This window comes from Sphingobacterium endophyticum, from assembly GCF_009733535.1.
In the GTDB taxonomy this organism is placed as follows: Bacteria; Bacteroidota; Bacteroidia; order Sphingobacteriales; family Sphingobacteriaceae; genus Sphingobacterium; species Sphingobacterium endophyticum.
The window spans coordinates 1-23,849 of the sequence record NZ_SMMI01000014.1 but is presented as its reverse complement, the minus strand read 5'-3'; the positions used below and the strand labels follow the sequence as shown (position 1 = coordinate 23,849).

Below are 23,849 nucleotides of genomic sequence, written 5' to 3'. Positions count from 1 at the left end.
GACTATCATAGCCGGACCTTTTCATTGATATAAAATCTTCTTAGTTAAGAATTGACCAAGTTGACCAAGGAATTCTTGAAAGAATTAAGATCAGTCCTAAAATATAGAATATGATAACCGTTTTGTTTGCGGCTTTCTGATCTGTTAATTTTTTAGCTTTTGAATAACCGATTGTAATTAATACAAGGGCAATGATCATCATTAAAGGATGCTCAAGGAAATACAAACGAAGTTCACTGTTTTTCATGTTTTCACCGGAAAAACTACTCAAACCCAATGGAGAGGTAAAGTAAAGTACAAGACCAATTACTCCTTGTAGGTGAGCACTTATAAGACCGATCAATGCAATTTTACGGTTGTAAGGTTTGTTTCCAGCATAATTTGCTATTGTAATAATAATAGCGATTACCAGAGCTAGCAATAGGACAATAGCCAGTGTCGAGTGTAGATGTTTCATACCTGTAAGCATAGTTTTTCAATTATATTAATATCACAAATATACTATTTTGAAAGTCGTTTGTCGCCTAATTCTTTAAACTCTGATTTTGCTTTAAAGTTAGGAAAGATTTTATCCATACTTAAAGTGTAACCAATATCAAAGAAGAGACGGATATCAGCAAGGATTCCTTCGAAGTTCCAATTATCATCCAATTCATCAGTAACCGCATGATAGCGTCCTGCCAAAGCTTGTTGACGGTTCTTTATGATAGTAGTATCAGTTTCTAAATAATCACCTCCACTACCCATATATAAACCGGGAACACCAACTTTCACAAAATTAAAATGGTCCGAACGATAGAAACCTCCCGCAGTAGGGGAGCCTTCTGGAACTAACTTTCTGTTAAATTTAGCGCCAGACAATACAGCATAATCCTCCAATTCCGTCTGCCCAGTTCCTGTTACACGGAAGCCGTTCATTGCTCCAACGGGATTGAATGAATCCATATTTAAGTTTGCTACTGTTTTATTTAACGGATAGATGGGGTGTTCTGCATAATATTGCGATCCCAATAATCCTTGTTCTTCAGCCGTTACAGCCAAGAATACTACGCTACGCTCTGGTTGTACCTTTGCTGTCTTGAATGCTTTTGCCAATTCAAATAAGGCTGCTACACCTGTAGCATTATCCATAGCACCATTGAAAATTGAGTCTCCATTTGAAGCTTCACCGATACCAAGGTGATCCCAGTGCGCTGTATAGATTATAGTCTCATCAGGTCTTTTTGATCCTTTTATTGTTCCAATAACGTTGTTGGATTTAGATTCCCGGAATGTATTGGCTAATTTCACTCCAGTCGTTACATTCATTGGGACCGCTTTGAATCCGGGCTTTTTAGCCTGCTCCATCAAATCAGGACTTAAACCACCAATTTGAAACAATTTCTTAGCAGTTTCATTATTAACCCACCCTTGGAACTTCGTTAAATCAGCACCTTTGTTTTCCGGAACCAATGATAGCCTAGGTCCTGTCCATCCACTTCTTACAACATTCCATGGGTAACTAGCAGCCTCTGTTTCATGAACCAATAGGATACCTGCAGCACCTTGTCTTGATGCCTCTTCAAATTTATAGATCCAACGACCATAATATGTCATGGTATCTGCCTTAAACAAGGTTTTATCATATCGACCCGGATCAGAAACCATAACCACTACGGTTTTTCCCTTTACATCGAGCCCTTCATAATCGTTCCATTTAAATTCTGGAGCAACAATACCGAATCCCGCAAATACTAATTCTGTGTTTTCAATATCAATGTTTTCGGCCATTTGAGGCGTTCCAATCACATAATCGTCCAAATACTTAGCCGTCAAATCTCCATTCTTTCCTTTAAAGATGAGGTTTGGATTGACTGGTTTTGAATTGATCTCTACCATTGGAACTTCCTGAAAATAAGAATCTCCATTTCCTGGTTCAAGTCCTAAGGCTTTATATTGCTCCTGAATATAATTGACGGTGATGGTATCACCTTTACTGAAAGGTTTACGCCCCATAAATTCATCTGAGGATAATTTGGCTACGTAAGCTTTGTAGCTGTCTTCAGTAATGGCAGATATAGCCGCCGAATCTAAGCTGTTTTTGTCGTAGGAAGAACTTTCGCTCCCTGATTTACAAGATGCAAAACCTAATAACAAGGCCGCACTAATAAATAGTTTGTTGTTCATCATGCTAGTTGATTATTCAATTTTAGATTATTTGGTAATGCAATTTAAGCATTTGGATTCAAATCAACAGGAACCACCTCCGCAATAGGGTGAAATAGGTAGATTCTTTGTGTTTTAACCTCTAAACATTTATATCTTTTTCTTAATCTTTCAAGTTTTTGAAAAACTCGCCCGTTTTTAATGCTGAAATAACTATTTATTTCAATGCAATCGATCGTAACGGTTTCTGACTCTTCCTTATCGTAAGATTTTAATGTTTTATATAGGTTTAAATCTGTGCAGCTAGATGCTGCAGGATTGTTCATGTATTTAATTAGCGCAATATTGATATCCTCTGGAAATAAATTCAACCGAATAAAAGGGTTCATCAAATTCTTGAAGTTGTTTTTCCATTCAAGTCCATGAGGCTTAACCTTTCCTTTGTGAATCTGCCAAGTTTTAAGGTGTGCAAATTCATGAACGGTAGTAATCAGAAAAGAATAAGGATTTAGATCATGATTGATCGTAATTTGATGCGGTTCATTTTTAAATGGAGAGCGGTAATCGCCGAGTTTTGAAGCTCGGGACCGAGTTACCTTGAACCGGCATCCCGTATCATTAATCCATTCAGAAATGATTGGCGCTGCGGCAGATGGAATGTATTTACTTAACTGTTTGCTAAAATCAGGCATGAATTACAAACATATCAGTTTTTTACTGATTTCAGAATAATCGATCTGTAATTTTAGCATGGGATTAGAATTAATTATATTTGATGAAGATCAATGTTTCTATAAATCATATAGATTATTGGACCTTGATTGCAAAACGGATAAGATCGAATGTTAAGTAAACTACAGATAAAAAATTATGCATTGATTGATGCATTAGATATAAATTTCGATAACAAACTCAATATTATTACAGGGGAAACTGGTGCTGGAAAGTCTATTATAATGGGTGCTTTGGGTTTGATCTTAGGAAATAGGGCCGAAACAAAACATTTCTTTGATGAATCACGAAAGTGTATTATTGAAGGGCACTTCCAGATTAAGAACTATCATCTTCAGGACCTTTTTGTATCGCTCGACCTTGATTACGAAGATACAAGTACAATTCGAAGAGAACTACATGCCGATGGTAAATCCCGTGCTTTCGTAAATGATACTCCTGTCAATCTGCAAACATTAAAAGTTCTTGGTGAAAAATTGATTGACATTCATTCCCAACATGCAACTTTGCAGATAAATACGGAGACATTTCAGTTATTGGTCCTTGATACGGTAGCTCAAAATCAATCCTTACTTTCTGATTATAAAAAGAAATACCACGATTATAAAAAAACGATCTCTGAACTAAAACAGTTGGAAGAAGATCTTGAAAAATCGAGGTTGGAATCTGACTACCAACAATTCGTTTTCAATGAATTGGATCAAGCAAACTTACAGGAGAATGAACAGGAAGATCTGGAGGCAGAACAGACCCAACTTGAAAATGCAGAAGAAATAAAACGTCATTTTCATTCGGCCAGTTCTCAACTTCAAGATGGAGAAATCAATGTTTTAGATAGCCTAAAGCAGGTGCAGTCATCTCTTCAAAATGGAGTTCGCTATCTTCCTACTTCTGAACCACTATTGGAACGTCTTCAAAGTACCTTGATTGAACTGAAGGACCTTAGCGCAGAGGTAGAGCAAGTTGCTGATGGTATAAATATGGATGAGGAACGGTTAAGTATCGTCAATGAACGACTTTCTATTTTATATGACCTACAGAAAAAACACCGTGTAACTACCGTACGCGAGCTTTTGGATCTTAAGCAAGAGTTGGAGGATAAGCTTCAGGCAACAGATTCGCAGGGAGAGCAGATCGAGGTTCTTAAACTGAAGATTGAAAAATTCAATCAGGAGATTGCAAAGCTAGCCGAGCAGCTCACAAAAAATAGAACAAAAGCAACCAAAGTGGTTGAAAAAGAAGTTCAGGAGGTCTTAACTCGTGTGGGAATGCCGCATGCACAATTAAAGGTTGAGTTGAATAGACTTTCGGATTTTAAATCTACGGGTCAAGATGAGGTATCCTATTTATTTTCAGCAAATAAAGGACAGGCTTTACATCCCATTAGCAAAGTAGCATCAGGTGGGGAGCTTTCAAGGGTGATGTTGGCTATAAAATCTTTGGTTGCAAAAACCTCGGCCTTACCAACCATAATTTTTGATGAGATCGATACAGGTATTTCTGGGGAAGTGGCATTAAGAGTGGGGGAGCTTATGGAAGAACTTGCCGAGAATATGCAAGTTATCAGCATAACGCACTTACCACAGATCGCTTCACAAGGAAATAGCCACTTTAAAGTGTATAAAGAGGATAAAGGAAATAAGACAAAATCGAATATTGTGTTGATGAATGAAGAAGAGAGGGTATTAGAGATTGCACAAATGTTGAGTGGTGCCAATCCGGAAGATACGGCAATCAAACATGCCAAAGAGATGTTGAAATAATACAAAAAAAGCATTCCGATTTGGAATGCTTTTTTTATTTCTTAGTTGCCAGGATCAGCATCAGTTAAAACAATTTTAACTCGCATTGGATCTGGAGCTTTGTCTCCTGTAGTTGGAAGATAATAAGCATCAAGATATACCTTACCAACAGAATAAGCAGCATTGTATCCATGACCGCGAAGTCCTTCAGTTGGAACGTTGTAGAAAGTTCCTTTTTCATCTTCAAATTGAATAGAAACATCTACATGGCCATCTTCAAAATACAAATCATCTAAATCTGCAATATTAATTGTTGTCGTATACTCTTTTGCTTCATTTTTTGTCCAATCTGCTGAAGAAATTGGAAAATAATAACTTTTTCCTGCAAGGACTGTCGTATTATATTCTTTAGTACAAGAGCTAAAACTTACAAGTGAAGCAGTACCAATAGCTAGTGCTAATAAAAGTTTTTTCATGAGTGGTAATGTTGTTATTAGTAAATAATTTCGTTCGTTTCTTTTATACAGACACATAAATCTGCTTAAAGTTTAAATTGAATAACAAAATCATTGCCATTTTTTGTAATATTTTAAATAACAACAGACATTTCCTTATTGTTTTATGTTTTTCAGCCTGTTAACAGAAAAGATTTTTATTGCATTCCCTTCTTTAGTTAACAGTTTTTCGTCCTTAAAATCAGCCAACATTCTACTTATGGTTTCATTTGCAGTACCCGCTAAGGCAGCCAAATCATCCCTGGAGATTTTAATCGTGACTTCATCCGCTTCTGAATCAGATTTTTCCGCAACGTTAACCAATGCATTGGCAACCCTCTTACGGACAGAATCATATGCAAAACCCAACATTTGCTCTTCTTTCTCACGAATGTTCTGAGAAAGGACCTTAATAAGTTTAGAAGCAATTCCTGGTTTTTTGTATAACAATTCAAAGAAGTTGTCCTTATGGATCAATGCAACTTCAGCATCTTCCAATGTAGCTGAATTATCGCCATATTTTATGTTCAACAGAACAGATTCTAAACCAAAGAATTGTCCTTCTACAAAAATGTTTGTCGATAGTTCTCTGCCATCCTTGTAATTTAAAAAGCTTCGAACTTTCCCCTTTTTTATGTAGTAGACATACACAGGTGTATCGCCGGCTTCATATATGGTTTGTTTTTTCTTTATGTTTTTGGTTCTACCATGGTCGGCTAAGTCCTGCAATAGATAGGCTTGTTCCTGTTCGTCCAGTCTTAAGCTATCCATATTAGGTTCTACCTTCACATTTAATTGTGCACGCTTTTTAAATCGGCTTTCAATGGCATTCAACAATTCCATATCATCAAATGGTTTTGTTAAATAATCATCGGCGCCCATTTCCATGGCTTTTCTTAGGTCCGCCTTTTCTGCTTTGGCAGTCAAAAAGATGAAGGGAATTTGTTGTGTGTTTTCATGCTTATTGAGCATGTATAAAACCCCGTATCCATCTAATTCCGGCATCATGATATCACAAAGAATTAAATCAGGCTTATGTTTTATGGCCATATCTACTCCCGTTTTACCTTCTTCGGCAACTAGAACAGAATATTCACCTGTTAATTCCAGTATTTCAGCAGTGCTTTCACGAATGTCACTGTTGTCTTCGATAATTAATATCTTCCTTTTTTCCATTACTCTTGGATAAAAAACATCTTAAAAATTGCACCTTGGTTCACTTCAGACCAGTATTCTAATTTTCCACCCATCAATTCAACATAGCGTTTTACAATATTCAATCCCAATCCTGTACCCGGGATATTTCCCGTATTATTTGCTCTAAAGAAAGGTTCAAATAAATTGGCTTGCTCCTCTAAAGGGATTCCTATACCATTGTCCTTGACCGTAACTAACAATTGATTTCTGCCAATTTGGGTATTAAACTCAATAAAAGTATCTTCCCCCGAATATTTAATCGCATTGGAAACCAAATTAATAATACTGTTCTTAAGCAGGTTTGAATCAATAAAGAATCCAGATTCTTCCCCTGTATGTTGATAGATGATATGCTGATTTTTCTTGCAGATCATCTGCATTTCCTCAGCGATTTCTTCCCCAAGATGTACAATGTTTGTATTCGTTTTATTGACCACCACGACTCCTGCCTCTAATTTTTCTAAATTCAGGAAGTCATTTAATATTGTATTCAATAATTGAACGGAGCTTTTGATTCTTGTAGTATGCTTTTCAATAGGTCCATATTCCTCCTTTTCAACATATCTGTCTATTAAGGATGCAGAGAGCTGAACGGAACTTAAAGGAGTTCTAAATTCATGGGATGCCATAGAAACAAAACGAGACTTTAACTGACTTAGCTCTTTTTCTTTTTCCAAAGAAACACTAACATCCGCTTTCGCCCTTTCAAGCTCCGAAACCAATTTGATAAGATCTTTTGTGCGTTCTCTTACTTTCAGTTCAAGTTCTTGGGTATGCTTTTTAAGCTCGTTTTCGGCCAGTTTTTCCTTCGTCAGGTCATGAATAAATCCCGTAAAAATCTTACGGTCTTTATAAAAAACCTCGCTAACAGCTAGACGGAAAGGGAAGGTAGAACCATCTTTTTTTAATCCCCTTACCTCACGTCCAATCCCAATAATTCGCTTATTGCCAGTTTCTTCATAATTGGCAATATATCGATCGTGATTTGACCGGTCGGGTTCTGGCATCAATACAGAGATATTCTTGCCGACAACTTCCTCCGCTTGATAGCCAAACAGCTCCAGTGCAGCCGGATTGATACTTTCGACAATTCCATGCTTGTCAATGGTAATAATACCATCGATTGCATTATCGATTATGGCTTCTAATAGTCTAGCTGATTCTAACACAGTTCTACTTTACTAATTTTTTGTATTTAATTCTTTTTGGACCTATATCACCAAGGCGTTTCTTACGGTTTTCCTCGTATTCTGTATAGTTTCCTTCAAAGAAATAAACTTGAGAGTCTCCTTCAAATGCCAAGATATGCGTACAGATTCTGTTTAAAAACCAACGGTCGTGGGAAATAATAACGGCACAGCCACCAAAATTTTCCAAACCTTCCTCCAAAGCACGTAGCGTATTAACATCAATATCATTTGTAGGCTCATCCAGTAACAACACGTTGGAGCCTTTTTTCAAAGTAATCGCCAAGTGAACTCGGTTCCGCTCTCCTCCAGATAAGACGCCAACTTTCTTCTGTTGGTCACCGCCATTAAAATTGAATTTAGATACATATGCTCTTGAATTCATGGCTTTATTTCCAAGCATGATATTCTCATTTCCACCCGTAACATTTTCCCACACGGTTTTATTAGGATCCAAGTCATCATGCATCTGGTCAACATATCCCAGTGCAACGGTTTCACCAACTCGGAAAGTTCCGGAATCGGCCTGTTCCTGACCCGTGATTAATCTAAATAAAGTGGTTTTACCAGCTCCATTGGGACCGATAATTCCTACAATTCCTGCCGGAGGTAATGAAAAACTTAAGTTTTCAAATAGGATGCGATCGCCGTAAGCTTTACTAACATTATTTGCTTCAATAACTACATTTCCCAAACGTGGTCCTGGCGGGATAAATAGTTCTAGTTTTTCTTCGCGCTCTTTCGTTTCTTCCGAAGCTAATTTCTCATAATTATGTAAACGAGCTTTTGACTTCGCATGCCTTGCTTTTGGCGCCATTCTAACCCATTCCAACTCGCGTTCCAAGGTCTTTTGGCGTTTGCTTTCCGTTTTTTCCTCTTGCGATAAACGCTTAGCTTTTTGATCTAACCAAGAAGAATAGTTTCCTTTCCAAGGAATACCTTCACCACGGTCTAGCTCTAGAATCCAACCCGCCACATTATCTAGGAAGTAACGGTCGTGGGTTACGGCAATTACGGTTCCTTTATACTGTTGAAGGTGCTGCTCTAACCAATCGATGGACTCAGCATCCAAGTGGTTGGTTGGCTCATCCAATAACAAAACGTCAGGCTCTTGTAATAATAACCTACACATCGCAACCCTTCTGCGTTCTCCTCCTGACAAATTGGCAATTAAAGCGTCAGGCTCCGGACATCTTAGAGCGTCCATTGCCCTCTCTAATTTACTGTCTAATTCCCAAGCATTTGTCGCATCAATAATATCCTGTAATTCACCCTGTCTAGCTAAAAGTTTATCCATCTCATCCGGGTTTTCATAAACCTCTGGAAGACCAAATTTCTCATTGATTTCTTCATATTCTTTAAGGATGGAAGCGGTCTCCGCAACACCCTCCTCAACAATATCTTTTACAGTTTTTGTGGGGTCTAATTCGGGTTCTTGAGCTAAATAACCCACAGAATATCCCGGAGAGAAGACAACCTCACCTTGGTAGGATTTGTCCAGTCCAGCTATGATCTTTAATAAAGATGATTTACCGGAACCATTTAAACCAATTACACCGATTTTCGCTCCATAGAAGAAAGAAAGGTAAATGTTCTTAAGTACTTGTTTGGATGGGGGATAAATTTTGTTTACCCCAGCCATTGAGAAGATAATTTTTTCGTCAGACATAGGTTCTATGAAAATTTCTTAATGTTTTTACACAAAGATAATGTAATTACTGACAAATTGATAGTTTTCGACCGGTGGCGCAATTGTTGATAAAAAATATATATAACAAATGGGTGTGATTCGTATTTTTAGTACATTTATACTGTTGATCACCCGAATTTAATTGAGAAAGGAATTTAATGGAAGCAAAATTTTCACCCCGAGTTAAAGATGTTATCTCTTATAGTCGTGAAGAAGCACTACGCTTACGTCACGATTATATCGGTACCGAACATCTATTGCTGGGATTAATACGTGAGGGCGATGGAGTGGCAATTAAGATATTGAAGAATATCGGAGTTGACATGGGCGCTGTACGCCAATCAGTGGAGGATGCTGTGAAAGGTTCTTCCGTATCTCGCTCCCCAATCACTAATATGCCTCTTACCAAACAAGCCGAAAAGGTCTTGAAAATTACTTATTTGGAAGCTAAAATTTTTAAAAGTGATATAATTGGAACAGAGCATTTATTGTTGGCTATATTGCGTGACGAAGAGAACATCGCATCACAAATCTTACAGCAATTTAATGTTTCTTATAACGTATTCAAATCTGAAGTTGAACAGAATGCCACTGGTATCACTGATGAAGCTTCAAACACCCCTTCTGGTGGCGATGAAGAATACGCTGATGAAGATTCACAATTTTCTTCACCTAAGAAAGTGTCTGATATCAAATCTAAAACTCCTGTTTTAGACAACTTCGGTCGCGACTTAACCAAAGCCGCTGAAGAAGGTAAATTAGACCCTATCGTTGGTCGTGAGAAAGAAATCGAAAGGGTTTCGCAGATTCTTTCTCGTAGAAAGAAAAACAACCCTATTTTAATTGGTGAACCTGGAGTTGGTAAATCAGCAATCGCTGAAGGACTTGCTCTCCGGATTATCCAACGAAAAGTTTCAAGAGTTCTATTTAATAAACGTGTCGTTACTTTGGATCTAGCATCTTTGGTTGCTGGTACTAAGTATCGCGGTCAGTTTGAAGAACGTATGAAAGCCGTGATGAATGAACTGGAAAAATCACCGGATGTAATCTTATTTATTGATGAGATTCATACCATCGTAGGTGCTGGTGGCGCTTCTGGATCATTGGACGCTTCTAACATGTTCAAACCGGCATTAGCACGTGGAGAGATTCAATGTATTGGTGCAACTACCTTAGATGAATACCGTCAGTATATTGAAAAAGATGGTGCTTTAGACCGTCGATTCCAAAAGGTAACTGTTGAACCAACATCTATCGACGATACAATCGAAATCTTAAACCGTATCAAAGATAAATACGAAGAACACCACAATGTAACTTATACTCCTGAAGCTATCGACGCTTGTGTGTCACTGACTACAAGATATATCACGGATCGTTTCTTACCAGATAAAGCTATTGATGCTTTAGATGAGTCAGGTTCTCGTGTGCACTTAAATAATATCCATGTTCCTCAGAGCATCATCGATATCGAAGAGAAAATTGAGGAAGTTAAAGTGGAGAAAAATAAAGTTGTCCGCAGTCAGAAGTATGAAGAAGCAGCTAAACTTCGTGATACTGAAAAGAAATTGATCGAGGAGCTTGAAAAAGAAAAAGCTGCATGGGAAGCGGAAACTAAAACCAAACGCTATACCGTTACGGAAGATAACGTAGCTGAGGTGGTTTCTATGATGACCGGTATCCCTGTTCAACGTGTGAGCCAATCTGATAGTCAAAAACTATTGAATATGGGTGACTCTATGAAAGGTAGAATCATTGGTCAAGATGATGCGGTTCAAAAATTGGTTAAAGCAATTCAACGTACTCGTGCCGGGCTGAAAGATCCTAAAAAACCAATTGGTTCTTTCATCTTCTTAGGTCCTACGGGTGTTGGTAAGACTGAATTAGCAAAAGAGCTTGCACGCTTTATGTTTGATTCAGAGGATGCCTTAATCCAGATTGACATGAGTGAATATATGGAGAAATTTGCCGTATCTCGCTTGGTTGGAGCGCCTCCAGGATATGTTGGCTACGAAGAAGGTGGTCAGTTAACAGAGAAAGTTCGTCGTAAACCGTATGCTGTCGTATTGTTAGATGAGATCGAAAAAGCTCACCCAGATGTATTCAACTTGTTGCTACAAGTGTTGGATGAAGGTCAATTGACTGACAGTCTTGGACGCAAGGTGGACTTTAGAAATACCATCATTATCATGACTTCAAACATCGGTGCACGTCAATTGAAGGAATTTGGACAAGGGGTTGGATTTACAACTGCAGCCAAAGAAACTCAAGCAGACTCGCATTCCAGAGGAGTAATCGAAACAGCACTAAAACGTGCTTTTGCTCCGGAGTTCTTGAACCGTATTGATGATGTCATTGTATTCAACTCATTGACTAAAGAACATATCTTTAAAATCATTGATATTGAACTTAGATCATTATTCGCTCGTATCGAAGGTTTAGGTCATAAAATTAACTTGACTGAAACCGCCAAAAACTACATCGCCGAGAAAGGTTATGATAGTAACTTTGGTGCAAGACCTTTAAAACGTGCTATTCAGAAATATCTTGAAGATCCAATCGCTGAGGAAATTCTTAAAGGAGAACTTAAAACCGGAGAGACAATCTTAGTAGATTATGATGATGATAAAAAAGAAATCGTTGTTTCTTCTGCAAAGAACGAAAAAGACGATGATTCTTCATTAGCTTCAGATGTTAAGAATAACAAGAAGAAAGATTAATTTAAAACTTCATAAAAAAAGGTGGGTGGGAATTCCCAACCACCTTTTTTTATGAAGTTTTGAGTAGTTAGTAGTTAGTATTTAGTATTAAGATGACTGTATGGGTTGGTATTAAAGTTGAAATTTAGAATTGTTTTATAAAGTGTAAAATCATCTAAATACTAACTACTATATACTAAATACTATTTCCCACATCTTCCCAAGGTGATTTATATCACTTTCTGTCATGATGCAGTTCACTCGTTTCTGTGCATTTATAATCTACTTTTGACATTATAAACTACTTTACTTAGGGATGAGAGTGATTGCATATAACATATTGGGTCCAGAAAAGGAACACCTCGCCAAAGCAAATGGGAAGGTACATGATTTAACTTTGATATCGAACGAGTTGAATTTCAGTACGATGCATTATGCAATGGGTAAAGAGGCTATTATTATTTCTGACCGGGATGTGTTGGATAGAGTAATGTTATTTGAGCTCTTCAAAATTGGGGTGAGAAATATTGTCACCCGTTCAAAATCCACTGAACATATTGACCTAGATTATGCCGGAGAATTGAAAATACATGTTGCGAACGTTCCCATCGATAATAGCTTAGAAGGTATTGCAAAACAGACTATCCAGAATCTTACACAATGGATGGTAGGTGGATGCGCCGGTGAAGCTTGTCAATGTAGAATGGATTGTACGAATAAGGTAAAATTTAGAAAATATGGAAAAGGAGACTCTAAACAAACTGATCAACAAATATAACGTAGCGGCACCCCGCTATACCAGTTATCCAACCGTTCCTTTCTGGGAAAACGATCGATTCAATGAATCTGATTGGACAGATCGTGTGGCCTTGAATTTTGAAAAATCAAAAGACAAGGGGATAAGTATCTATGTGCACTTACCATATTGTGAAAGCCTGTGTACTTATTGTGGATGCAATACCCGTATTACCAAAAATCATAAAGTAGAAGATCCTTACATCACTTCATTATTGAAAGAGTGGCAGATGTACAAGGAAATCTTAAAAGAAGATAAACTTAGAATTGCTGAAATCCATCTGGGTGGGGGGACTCCAACTTTCTTCACTGCAGAGAATTTGCACCGTCTGATTGCAGGACTTTTGGACGGAAATGAAAAAACAGAAGATGCTTCCTATTCATTCGAAGCTCACCCTGCCAATACAACTTTTGAGCACTTAAAAACCCTTTTTAATTTAGGATTTAAAAGATTAAGCCTAGGTATTCAAGACTTTGATGAGAAAGTTCAATTCATCATCAATAGGCATCAAACAGTCGAGGATGTTGCCCGTGTTATGGAAGATGCCAGATCATTAGGATATGAATCAATCAATTTTGACTTGATTTATGGTCTGCCTTTACAAACTCCTGAATCTGTTCGAATGACCATTGAACATTCTATGAAACTAAACCCAGACCGTATTTCCTTTTATAGTTATGCCCATGTGCCTTGGATTAAACCTGGTCAAAGAAGATTTACTGAACATGACCTTCCAGTAGGTGAGGATAAGCTGAACCTCTATAAATTAGGAAAACAAATGATCCTAGATTGTGGTTTCAAAGATGTAGGTATGGATCACTTTGCAAAAACAGATGATGCCTTATATATTGCTGCAATGGACGGAACTCTTCACCGAAACTTTATGGGATATGCAGATCGTTATACTCCATTATTGATTGGATTAGGCGTTTCCTCCATCAGTGATGCTTGGACAGCATTTGCTCAGAACGTTAAAACAGTGGAAGAATATCACGAACTTATCGGTAAAGGGCAGTTACCAGTTGTAAAAGGGCATATCTTGAACGAAGAAGATTTAATAGTACGTGAATATATTTTGGATATGATGTGCCGAGGAAAAGTCCTTCTTAAGGATGGTTTTGATCTGAATGATAAAATCATTGAAAGATTAGAACCCTTGATTATGGACGAGCTTGTACAAGTTAATGGTAATATTGTTCAAATTACGGAAGTTGGAAAATCCTTTTTAAGGAATGTCTGCATGGCATTTGATGAACGCCTGCAAAAAACAAAAGAAAGAGAAAATTTATTTAGTCAAGCTATTTAATCTATTTTTATATTATGCCAACAAAAGGGGATTTACAATTAACAACTACCTGTTATCACTGTGGTGACCCGGTGGAGGATTCTGCCTATATATTGGAAGACCATCGCTTTTGTTGTCTAGGTTGTCAAACGGTATATCAAATACTGAATGACAACAATATGGCTAGCTATTATAAATACAATACACATCCAGGAAAATCCCAAAAAGCACAGAAAGAAGATTTATCCTATCTGGATGAGCCAAATATTATTGCCAAGTTAGTTGATTATCAAGACGAAGATATTGCTATCATAACCTTTTATGTTCCTGCAATACACTGTAGTTCCTGTATTTGGCTATTGGAACATCTTTACAAATTAAACCCCGGAGTCAAAACCTCACAAGTTGACTTCATGAAGAAACAAGCCAGCATTACTTTTGAGAAGAATGAAATCTCCTTACGAGAACTGGTAGACCTGCTTCATAAAATAGGGTACGATCCGAAAATTACCCTTCAAGATGTTGTTAAGGAAGGAAAGAAAATCAATCAAAATAAACTGATTGCAAAAATAACTGTTGCGGGTTTCTGTTTCGGAAATTCCATGATGATTTCTTTCCCGGAATATTTTGGAATGGCAGAATTTGAACGCCAATATTCCAATTTTTTCGGATATATGAATCTTGCCTTCGGACTACCTGTTCTATTATATAGCGCATCGGATTATTTTAAATCAGCATGGTTGAGCTTAAAACAAAAAAGACTCAATCTGGATGTCCCATTAGCATTGGGGATTTTTGTGCTCTTCTTCCGTTCGGCCTATGAAATTCTATCCCAAACTGGAGCAGGTTTTATGGATACCCTTTGTAGTTTGGTATTCTTTATCCTGATCGGAAAATATGTACAGCAACGCACTTATTACCATATTTCATTCGAACGTGATTATCGGTCCTATTTTCCTGTTGCGGTTACTGTATTGGAAAATGAATCCTCAAAACCTACGCAAATTGCTGATTTGAAGGTAGGGGACCGGATATTGGTGAGGAACAATGAAATTATTCCTGCTGATGCAATCTTATTAAAAGGGAATGCTTCTGTCGATTTCAGTTTTGTAACTGGTGAAAGCAAGCCCGTGGAGAAAGTGCTTGGCGAGGTCGTTTATGCCGGAGGTCGGCAAATGGGTGAAGCCATTGAGCTGGAAGTGGTGAAAGCGGTTTCTCAAAGTTATCTGACTAAGTTATGGAACAACGATAGTTTCAAACAATATGAAAAGAAATTTGAAACCTTTGTAGGCTATATCAGTAAATATTTTACGATTGGTTTATTAATTATCGCTTTTTCCGCCTGTATATTTTGGGCTTTGGGAGGAAATGCAGACAAAGCATGGGCAGCATTTACTGCAGTGCTCATTATTGCATGTCCTTGCGCATTGGCATTAAGCTCACCTTTTACCCTGTCGGCAGCATTAAGCATCTTTGATAAAAATAAATTATATATCAAAAACACTGCTGCAATTGAGCAAATGGCAGCGATTGATACGGTTGTGTTTGATAAGACAGGTACAATATCATCGCCTACAGCTTCAAGTATGTATTTTGAAGGGAAACTTAACAGCATTGAACGCAATTTATTGGCTTCCCTTTGTCGAAACTCGAATCATCCTTTAAGCAGGGAGATCTTAAAATATTTAGGAAATGTTGATATGTTAAATATCAATCATTATCAAGAAGTCGTTGGAAGAGGACAATCAGGGGTTTATCAAGATTATAGAATCAAAGTTGGAAGTGCCTCTTATGTAAATACCGATAAGGTGGATCTTGAAGGATCTGTGGTCTATGTTAAAATCAATGATACCTTAAAAGGATATTTTACGTTGGAGCAATCCTGGCGTTCAGGTTTGAATGATGTCATCAATGAATTAAAAGCGGAAAAGTATGATCTTCATTTAATTTCCGGGGACAATGAGAGAAGGGCAGAAGCATTACGAATGATCTTCCCATCCAAGGCATTCTTATTATTCAATCAAACTCCATCCGAAAAATTAAATAGGATCTCCGATTGGCAGAGCCATGGCAAAAAAGTTTGTATGCTTGGTGATGGTCTGAATGATGCTGGTGCATTAAGAAAGGCCGACTTGGGAATTGCTGTTTCTGATGATATCAACAATTTTTCCCCAGGCTGTGATGCGATCTTGGATGGTGAGGCATTCCATAAATTGCCAAAATTTTTTGAATTCAGTAAGGATGCAGTCAAAGTGATAAAAATGTCTTTTGTCATCTCCTTATTATATAATGTTGTCGGATTAAGCTTTGCTGTCCAAGGGACCATGTCTCCGCTTTTTGCTGCAATCTTAATGCCTATCAGTACAGTCACGATTATATCCTTCACCAGTTTAATGACTCGGGGATATGCAAAACGTAGAAAATTAATTTAACTTTGTTATCATGAACATCATATTTTTCTTAATCGGTTGTAGTGTTCTTATTGCGCTGTTTTTCCTTGGAGCTTTCTTTTGGGCTAGTAAGAACGGACAGCATGAGGATACTTATACACCATCGGTCAGAATTTTGTTTGATGATGAACCACTGGAGGAATCTCCTCAGCCTGAAAAATCCGCTCCAAAAAACTAAAATCACAGCTTTTTTACATTTCTAGTACCTTTTTACTTAGGGTCTTCCTTATCTTTGTGCCGTATGTTTCGACTATTGCACTTCTTGGCGCTATTCGGTTACCTAAATGTTTTATGTTTAGAGGTAAAGTCTAGTGACTTATTTGGCTCATCAGCATTGATAGCCAATGAAACTTTAGTTGAAGTCGTATTGGAAGAGGTCCTAGACCTAACTCATGCGGAGCAATCCGAAACTCTTCCAGAAATTATTTTCGATGAATATCGAATCTTTTCACTTATGCTCGGTTTAATTCCTTTAGTGTTGGTTTTTACTTGGTTATTATCAAGGCTGTCAAGGATTATTCCGCTCATCAAACATCCATTTTATCTATCCAAGACTTTATGCCTCCCGGGTTATTATCAATTCTTGTATAGATACCGTCCATTCTAATTTCTTTATTTTTTAGGCACTTCTAAATCTAGAGGTGTTGGCTTTGCTATGCCTAATCCTTAGCAAGGCTATTCCATCGTATTCTATTTTATATTTATACCCACATTTTTAATTGCTATGAAAAAAATGAACATGCTACTACCCGTAGTCGGTGGTGCATTATTTTTTGCCTCGTGTACTGCTAACAGTAACGAAAAAACAACAACCGATGCACCTAAATTGGTTCCGGTTACAAATTTAGTTCAATTGGATACGGTTGTGTACAAAGAGTATATCGCCGATATTCAATCTCAAAGAAATGTCGAACTGCGTTCGCGTTTAGTAGGTTTCTTAGATCGCATTTTTGTTGATGAAGGTGCTTTTGTAAAAAAAGGACAGGTGTTGTTCTCTTTAGTTGCAGATGAATATAAAGCAGATTTAGCGCAAGCTCAAGCTGCTGTGAGTAGCGCTGAGGCGGAAGTGAAGAAAGTTGAACTTGAAATGGAAAGAACACAAAAATTAGTTCAGAAGAATATCGTTAGTTCGACAGAATATGATTTATTAAAAGTTCAGCTTCGTGCTGCCAAAGCTAAAGTAGGTGAAGCTGATGCTGTTTTAAATCAAGCAAAAACTAAACTTGCAAATACTCAGATTCGTGCCCCATTTGATGGAAGGATTGACAGAATCCAGTTAAAAGAAGGGTCTTTATTAGAAGAGGGTTCTTTATTAACCACAATATCTGATATGGCCAACATGAACGTTTATTTTGATATTTCTGAACAAGAATATTTAGGAATTGCTTCTGACTCGGCATTTAATAGAAACAATTTCAAAAAAGAAGTACAGTTAATCCTTGCAAATGGAACTGCTTATCCAGACAAAGGAATTGCTGAAATCGTAGAAAGTGAATTCGAAGCAAGTACGGGATCCATTTCTTTGAGAGCGAAGTTTCAAAATCCTCATGGATTGTTGAAACATGGGGCGACCGGAAGGATTGGAGTACCCGTTCAGACTGGAGATCTACTGCTTGTTCATCAGAAATCTGTTTTCGAAATTCAGGATAAAGCCTATGTATATATGTTAAAAGGTGACACTGTTAAAATGACTCCTTTCCAAAACGGTCAGCGTGTAGGGCATTATTATGTCGTTGAAAATGGTCTCCCTGCTGATTCCAAAGTTGTTTATGAAGGTGTAAAAACCTTGCGTGACGGAATGGTAATTAAACCAAAAATGGTCAATAACTAAGGAGGGAGAAGAAATTAATGTTTGAAAAATTTATTAAGAGGCCAGTGCTATCGCTGGTCATCTCGATCTTTATTACCCTTTTGGGTGTACTGGCTCTCTTTACTTTGCCAATTACCCAATTCCCTGATATTGTTCCACCTTCAGTTGTTGTAACGGCAAATTATACCGGTGCAAATGCCGAAGTAAGTACAAATGCTGTTGCTATTCCTTTGGAAAAAGCGATTAACGGTGTGGCCGGAATGACGTATATGAGTTCCGTATCCACCAATAATGGTAACACCTTAATTCAAGTATTCTTCGAGGTTGGAACAGATCCAGATATTGCTGCCGTTAACGTGCAGAATAGGGTGACAACCGTTTTGGATGAATTACCTGAAGAAGTAATCAAAGCTGGTGTTACCACAGAGAAAGAGGTAAACAGTATGTTGATGTATCTGAACCTCTATACCGATGATGAAACCGCTGACGAACGTTTTATCTACAACTTTACGGATATCAATATCCTGAAGGAATTGAAGCGTATTGAAGGTGTTGGTTTTGCGCAGATCATGGGGATGAAAGATTACGCCATGCGTATATGGGTAAAACCTGATCGATTATCTGCATATTCCATCTCGACAGAAGAGTTGGTGGCTGCCTTACGTAGACAAAATATTGAAGCTGCTCCTGGTCAAACGGGTATCAGCTCGGATAAGACGGTCAATATGCAACAATATGTATTGCGTTATCCTGGTAAGTTTACTGAAATCAGCGAATATGAAAATATACCAATCCGTGCTAATGTCGATGGATCGATAATCCGTGTTAAAGACATCGCGGATGTTGAATTTGGATCACTGGATTATGAAATGGTATCTAAGACAGATGGTCGTCCTTCTGCATCGATCATGATTAAGCAATTACCGGGATCAAATGCGCAAGAAGTTATCCAACGTGTAAAAGATAGGATGGCAGAATTAAAGGAAGCTACTTTCCCTCCGGGAATGACTTACACAATGGGTTACGATGTTTCTCGATTCTTGAACGCATCTATTTCCAGCGTATTAGTAACCTTGGTTGAAGCTTTTATCTTGGTATTCTTGGTTGTATTTATTTTCCTTCAGGACTTTAGAGCGACCGTTATCCCGATCTTGGCTGTTCCAGTCTGTTTGATTGGTTCCTTATTCTTTATGCAGATGATGGGCTTCTCCATCAATTTATTGACGCTGTTCGCCCTCGTCCTCGCGATAGGAATTGTCGTCGACAACGGGATTGTCGTCGTCGAGGCCGTCTATGCCAAAATGGAAGAAGAACATCTTTCTCCTATGGAGGCTACTTTGGCGGCAATGGACGAAGTTGGTTCTGCTGTAATTGCAATTACCTTAGTCATGTCTGCAGTATTCGTTCCGGTAGCATTCTTGTCAGGTCCGGTTGGTATATTCTATCGACAATTCTCATTGACACTGGCAGCAGCAATCGTAATCTCGGGTATTAATGCATTGACGCTGACACCAGCATTATGTGCCATTATTTTAAGGTCACCACATGATAAAAAACCTGGAAATGGAATTTTAGACCGTTTCTTTAGAGGGTTCAACAAAGTATATGATCGTATTTCTGGAGGGTATAAAGGATTGCTCTCAAAAATTGCGGGTCGTCGCATAATCACTTTATTAGGGTTAGTTATTATGTTCGTCGCAACTTGGGGTTCCGCAGCAATCCTTCCTTCCGGATTTATTCCAACAGAGGATCAAGGTATGATCTATGTGGCAGTGACTACGCCACCAGGAGCAACAGTCGACCGTACCGAAGCTGTATTGAATGAGGTTGATGCCATCTCCAGACAATTGGAAATGGTAGAAACTGTTTCCATTCTTGCAGGTTATAGTATAGTAACGGAGGTGTCTGGTGCATCCTATGGAATGGGTATGATCAACCTAAAATCTTGGGACGATCGTAAAGAATCCGTAGAGGATGTCATGACCATACTTCGTGAGAAAACAGCTCATATTGCCGATGCTGAAATCGAATTCTTTCCACCGCCAACTGTACCTGGATTCGGTAACTCCTCAGGTTTCGAACTTAGGCTTTTGGATAGGTCCGGAAATGAAGACCTCGCACAGACCAATCTGGTTGTGGATGAGTTTATCAGCAAACTTGAGCAAGATGACGTAATTGAAAGTGCAAGTACTACTTTTGACGTAAACTTCCCTCAATATATGCTCAAGATCGATTATGATCTTGCTGCTAAAAAAGGTATTTCCGTTGAAAATTCAATGAATACCCTTCAGACTCTATTAGGTAGTTTGTATGCAACCAACTTCATCCGTTATGGACAGATGTATAAAGTGATGGTTCAATCGGACGCTTTCGCAAGGCAGAAACCTGAAGATGTTCTTAACCTATATGTTAAGACTGAAGAGGGGGAGATGGTTCCATACTCATCTTTTATGACCATGGAACGTGTCTATGGACCGGAGCAGATTACAAGATATAATATGTTTACTTCAGCAATGATCACCGGACAAGCTGCACCAGGATTCAGTTCCGGACAGGCGATCGAAGCTGTTGAACGTATTTCTGCAGAATTACCTCAGGGCTATGCTATTGAATGGTCGGGTATGACCCGTGAGCAAAAGATCTCGGGTAACCAAGCTGCCTATATCTTTTTACTATGTTTGGTATTCGTCTATCTTCTACTGGCAGCCCAATATGAAAGCTTTCTATTACCGTTGCCTGTATTACTATGTTTACCGGCTGGTTTATTCGGAGCATTCCTTTTCCTAAAGGTGTTTGGGTTAGAAAATAATATTTATGCTCAGGTATCCCTTGTCATGTTGATAGGTCTACTGGGTAAGAATGCTATTCTTATTGTAGAATATGCCAATCTTAAACGCAAGCAGGGAATGGATGTTTTGACTGCCTCCATTGAAGGAGCGGTTGCACGTTTACGTCCAATCCTTATGACTTCATTTGCATTCGCTGCAGGGTTAATCCCATTGATGCTGGCAAGTGGTGCGGGTGCAATTGGTAATAGAACAATCGGTTCTGCTGCGGTTGGCGGTATGGTTATCGGTACGATAATCGGAGTAATTGTAATTCCTGGACTGGTGGTTCTATTTTCAAAAAAAGCAAAGGCAAAGAAGGTTAAACATGCAACTGCAGTTGTAGCGATTTTACTCTTTATTACTTCCTGTTCCGTACCAAAAACAACCATTGAAAAAGACGTATCTCCAGAGTTGGCTGGTCAAGCTGATCGAGTTTTAAATGATACGGCCTCAGTTGGTAGCTTGAAATGGAAAGATGTCTTTACAGATACACAGCTGATATCCTTAATTGATTCAGCCTTATTATACAATTTAGATGTACGTCAAGCGATACATAGGATTGAAATGGCTCAGGCAAACTTTAGATTCCGCAAATCGGCGCTCTATCCGACATTGGATGCTGCCGTTGAAGGTGGGTTGAGAAAGTATGGGCATTATACGGAGTCGGGGATAGGTAACTACGACTCCAATTTCTCGGATAACTTAAAGGATGATGAAAAGTTGCCAGAGCCCTTCATTCCTGATTACTTTGTAGGCGTACGCTCTTCTTGGGAGCTTGATCTTTGGGGTAAGCTCAGAAATAGGAGAGAAGCTGCTTTCCTGCAATTGATGTCTGAAAGTGAATTGAAAAGACTTATTGAAACGGAGTTGATCTCCAGTATAGCTTCTGCATATTATGAGTTAATCAGTTTGGATGAGAAAGTTCAGGTCTATGAAGAAAACATCAAGCTTCATGAGCGGGCATTGGAGATTATTGAAGCGCAAAAGGAAGCTGGACGTGCTGATGAACTAGCCGTACAGCAGTTTAAATCCCTATTGTCAGAATCCAAAGCAAATAGTGCACATGCCAAGCAGGAAATTCTGGCTTATGAGCATCAGATCAATTCGCTGTTGGGAAGAGTCTATCAGCCGATCGCTAGAAACAATCAGGTTATTGGATCGAATCTATTGTTTCAAGACTTGAAAGTGGGTAGCCTTGAGGAGCTTTTAAATAATCGGTTGGATATTCGAAAAGCTGGAATGGATTTGAAAGCTGATTTTCATGAATTGGAATCCTCTCGGTTGGCATTTTTACCAACAGTGGCAATCAGTCCTTATTTAGGATTGCAGTCATTTAGTTTGGATAAACTCTTCAGCCTGGACAAGTCTGTAACCTATGGGCTTTTCGGAGGGATTACCATGCCGATCTTTAGACAGCGTGAATTAAAGTCAGAATATGAAACCATGAAGGCTAGCTATGGGATTAGTTTCTTGGAATATGAGAAAACGGTGGTGAATGCGGTAAACGAAGTTTCTTTAGCATTAAATACGCAAGATGCGATTGTAGATCGTTCGACACATGTAAAAGATCAGGTAGCAGCATTGGAATCTTCCATCGGAGCTGCCGAGGAATTATTTATAGCAGGACGGGTCACCTACCTCGACATCATCACTGCACAAAAAGGTTTGATAGCCGCTCAGGTTGCTGATGTGGATATCAATAAAGAAAAAATGCTTAACCAAGTTGTTCTTTATAAAGCCTTAGGTGGTGGATGGCAATAAATGGGTAAAATAGAATAGATGAAATGGGGGAGCGTTAGTTCCCCCATTTTTTTGGCTGTAACCTTTATTTCCATTTATTAATTTTTGATTTTGCTAATCATTCTTTTCAAAATTTTAATTCTCCACTTTTCCAAATTTTGTTGTTTTGAGACTCTTGAACAGTTTTGAGATTTCGTTAATCTTTAGTCGTGTTCTCTTCGAGTTTTGTTCGAGTATTGCTCGTGTCTCGTCCACAGCTTGTCCAAAACTCGTCCGGAGTTCGTCCGCCTGTGAGCGGACGAACTCCGGATCATTCCCGGACGGGGTGCGGACCATTCACGAGCGAAACCCGAGCGAAACCCGAGCGGAAGCAGGGCAGGGCCCTTTTTCCAGGGAAATAGGTTTACTTTCCCGGGCGGTTTCCTATATGAGGTTTGCATCCCGGTTTTTTTTTGCCGTCGAGCTGCCCCTGCGCGGCCCTGCGTTTCCGCCCCCGGTCGGTCCTTTCCTGCTGGGCATGTTTCCCGCCGTTCCTGCCGTTTCCGTCCCCTGATGGCGTCGTGGGCCATGCATCCCGACCCTTTTCTAAAAATTATCGGCCAATGGGATAGCGAGTTACGGTTCCTGGGTAAAAATACTTTGCCGCGGGGCTTGGAAGTGAATGTAATTTGTCCCTATCTTTGCACCACTCCGCAAGGGAGGGACGGCCCACGGGCCACTGAAATAAGGGCAAGAAGCATGCGAGGCGAACGGCGGATCCAGGTCCCCAGCAGCGCAGGAAAAATCACTCCGCAAATTATTTTAAAATAAATTTTGCGGATTCAAAAAAAGCTTCTACCTTTGCAGTCCCAACCAGGGAATACGGCACAGGGCGCGACGCCCGGGGCCAAAGAAAATGAAAGTTTGGAAGTGCCGAAAGGTACTTTACGACATAGAGCCGAAGCGCGAAGCGGAGGCGAGATAAGTTCTTTAAATGATCATGTAGCGCAGCGAAGTTCCCAGTGATGGGAGCATAGCTGAAAAGATAAACAAGATAATCGATTCAGATATCCCG

At 38.8% G+C, this 23,849-nt stretch carries 16 protein-coding genes; 9 read left to right on the top strand and 7 right to left on the bottom strand.

The annotated features are described in order from the left end of the window. Nucleotides 1-40: 40 nt before the first annotated feature. Genes E0Y80_RS15735 through E0Y80_RS15725 form a run of 3 tightly spaced genes read right to left on the bottom strand, consistent with a single transcriptional unit; the run spans nucleotide 41 to nucleotide 2,837 of the window. Nucleotides 41-457, bottom strand: a complete 417-nt coding sequence (locus tag E0Y80_RS15735; RefSeq protein WP_156308632.1) for a hypothetical protein — start codon at nucleotides 455-457, stop codon at nucleotides 41-43. A 44-nt stretch (nucleotides 458-501) separates the two neighbouring features. Continuing rightward, nucleotides 502-2,169, bottom strand: coding sequence for a M28 family metallopeptidase (locus tag E0Y80_RS15730; RefSeq protein ID WP_231596073.1), 1,668 nt, complete (start codon nucleotides 2,167-2,169; stop codon nucleotides 502-504). A 41-nt stretch (nucleotides 2,170-2,210) separates the two neighbouring features. Further along, nucleotides 2,211-2,837, bottom strand: a complete 627-nt coding sequence (locus E0Y80_RS15725; protein ID WP_156308631.1) for a sprT domain-containing protein — start codon at nucleotides 2,835-2,837, stop codon at nucleotides 2,211-2,213. Between the two features lie 150 nt (nucleotides 2,838-2,987). Here E0Y80_RS15725 and recN point away from each other — a divergent pair, with 150 nt between their 5' ends. Beyond that, nucleotides 2,988-4,640, top strand: coding sequence for a DNA repair protein RecN (recN, locus tag E0Y80_RS15720; RefSeq protein WP_156308630.1), 1,653 nt, complete (start codon nucleotides 2,988-2,990; stop codon nucleotides 4,638-4,640). A gap of 41 nt (nucleotides 4,641-4,681) precedes the next feature. On the opposite strand, the gene E0Y80_RS15715 is transcribed toward recN, so the two are convergent. The 4 genes from E0Y80_RS15715 to ettA all read right to left on the bottom strand — a co-directional run bounded on the left by E0Y80_RS15715 (nucleotide 4,682) and on the right by ettA (nucleotide 9,166). Beyond that, on the bottom strand, nucleotides 4,682-5,095 hold the full coding sequence (locus tag E0Y80_RS15715) for a hypothetical protein (RefSeq protein ID WP_156308629.1): 414 nt from the start codon (nucleotides 5,093-5,095) through the stop codon (nucleotides 4,682-4,684). 135 nt (nucleotides 5,096-5,230) lie between these two features. After that, a complete protein-coding gene (locus E0Y80_RS15710; RefSeq protein ID WP_156308628.1) occupies nucleotides 5,231-6,289 on the bottom strand; it encodes a response regulator in 1,059 nt (352 codons plus the stop codon). Further along, nucleotides 6,289-7,479, bottom strand: coding sequence for a PAS domain-containing sensor histidine kinase (locus E0Y80_RS15705; RefSeq protein ID WP_156308627.1), 1,191 nt, complete (start codon nucleotides 7,477-7,479; stop codon nucleotides 6,289-6,291). The genes E0Y80_RS15710 and E0Y80_RS15705 overlap by 1 nt, the downstream gene beginning before the upstream one ends. Nucleotides 7,480-7,483: 4 nt before the next feature. Next, entirely contained in the window at nucleotides 7,484-9,166 is a 1,683-nt protein-coding gene (ettA, locus tag E0Y80_RS15700; RefSeq protein ID WP_156308626.1) for an energy-dependent translational throttle protein EttA, read from the bottom strand. 179 nt (nucleotides 9,167-9,345) lie between these two features. Between ettA and E0Y80_RS15695 the strand changes: the two genes are divergently transcribed. The 8 genes from E0Y80_RS15695 to E0Y80_RS15660 all read left to right on the top strand — a co-directional run bounded on the left by E0Y80_RS15695 (nucleotide 9,346) and on the right by E0Y80_RS15660 (nucleotide 22,816). Next, the gene (locus tag E0Y80_RS15695; protein WP_156308625.1) at nucleotides 9,346-11,907 is read left to right on the top strand and encodes an ATP-dependent Clp protease ATP-binding subunit; all 2,562 of its coding nucleotides are present in this window, start codon (nucleotides 9,346-9,348) and stop codon (nucleotides 11,905-11,907) included. A gap of 295 nt (nucleotides 11,908-12,202) precedes the next feature. Further along, on the top strand, nucleotides 12,203-12,664 hold the full coding sequence (locus E0Y80_RS15690) for a Rossmann-fold NAD(P)-binding domain-containing protein (protein ID WP_156308624.1): 462 nt from the start codon (nucleotides 12,203-12,205) through the stop codon (nucleotides 12,662-12,664). Next, nucleotides 12,624-13,988: an oxygen-independent coproporphyrinogen III oxidase gene (gene hemN / locus E0Y80_RS15685; RefSeq protein ID WP_156308623.1), complete on the top strand. Its 1,365-nt coding sequence runs from the start codon at nucleotides 12,624-12,626 to the stop codon at nucleotides 13,986-13,988. The genes E0Y80_RS15690 and hemN overlap by 41 nt, the downstream gene beginning before the upstream one ends. A 14-nt stretch (nucleotides 13,989-14,002) precedes the next feature. After that, nucleotides 14,003-16,399 carry a heavy metal translocating P-type ATPase gene (locus tag E0Y80_RS15680; RefSeq protein ID WP_156308622.1) on the top strand — a complete coding sequence of 799 codons (2,397 nt, stop codon included), beginning with the start codon at nucleotides 14,003-14,005 and terminating at the stop codon, nucleotides 16,397-16,399. A 10-nt stretch (nucleotides 16,400-16,409) separates the two neighbouring features. Further along, nucleotides 16,410-16,595, top strand: coding sequence for a cbb3-type cytochrome oxidase assembly protein CcoS (gene ccoS / locus E0Y80_RS15675; RefSeq protein WP_156308621.1), 186 nt, complete (start codon nucleotides 16,410-16,412; stop codon nucleotides 16,593-16,595). 63 nt (nucleotides 16,596-16,658) lie between these two features. Then, on the top strand, nucleotides 16,659-17,024 hold the full coding sequence (locus E0Y80_RS15670; protein ID WP_156308620.1) for a hypothetical protein: 366 nt from the start codon (nucleotides 16,659-16,661) through the stop codon (nucleotides 17,022-17,024). 132 nt (nucleotides 17,025-17,156) lie between these two features. Beyond that, the gene (locus E0Y80_RS15665; RefSeq protein ID WP_231596072.1) at nucleotides 17,157-18,248 is read left to right on the top strand and encodes an efflux RND transporter periplasmic adaptor subunit; all 1,092 of its coding nucleotides are present in this window, start codon (nucleotides 17,157-17,159) and stop codon (nucleotides 18,246-18,248) included. A gap of 17 nt (nucleotides 18,249-18,265) precedes the next feature. After that, nucleotides 18,266-22,816 (top strand): efflux RND transporter permease subunit, encoded by a 4,551-nt coding sequence (locus tag E0Y80_RS15660; RefSeq protein WP_156308618.1) that lies wholly within the window; start codon nucleotides 18,266-18,268, stop codon nucleotides 22,814-22,816. Nucleotides 22,817-23,849 lie beyond the last annotated feature (1,033 nt).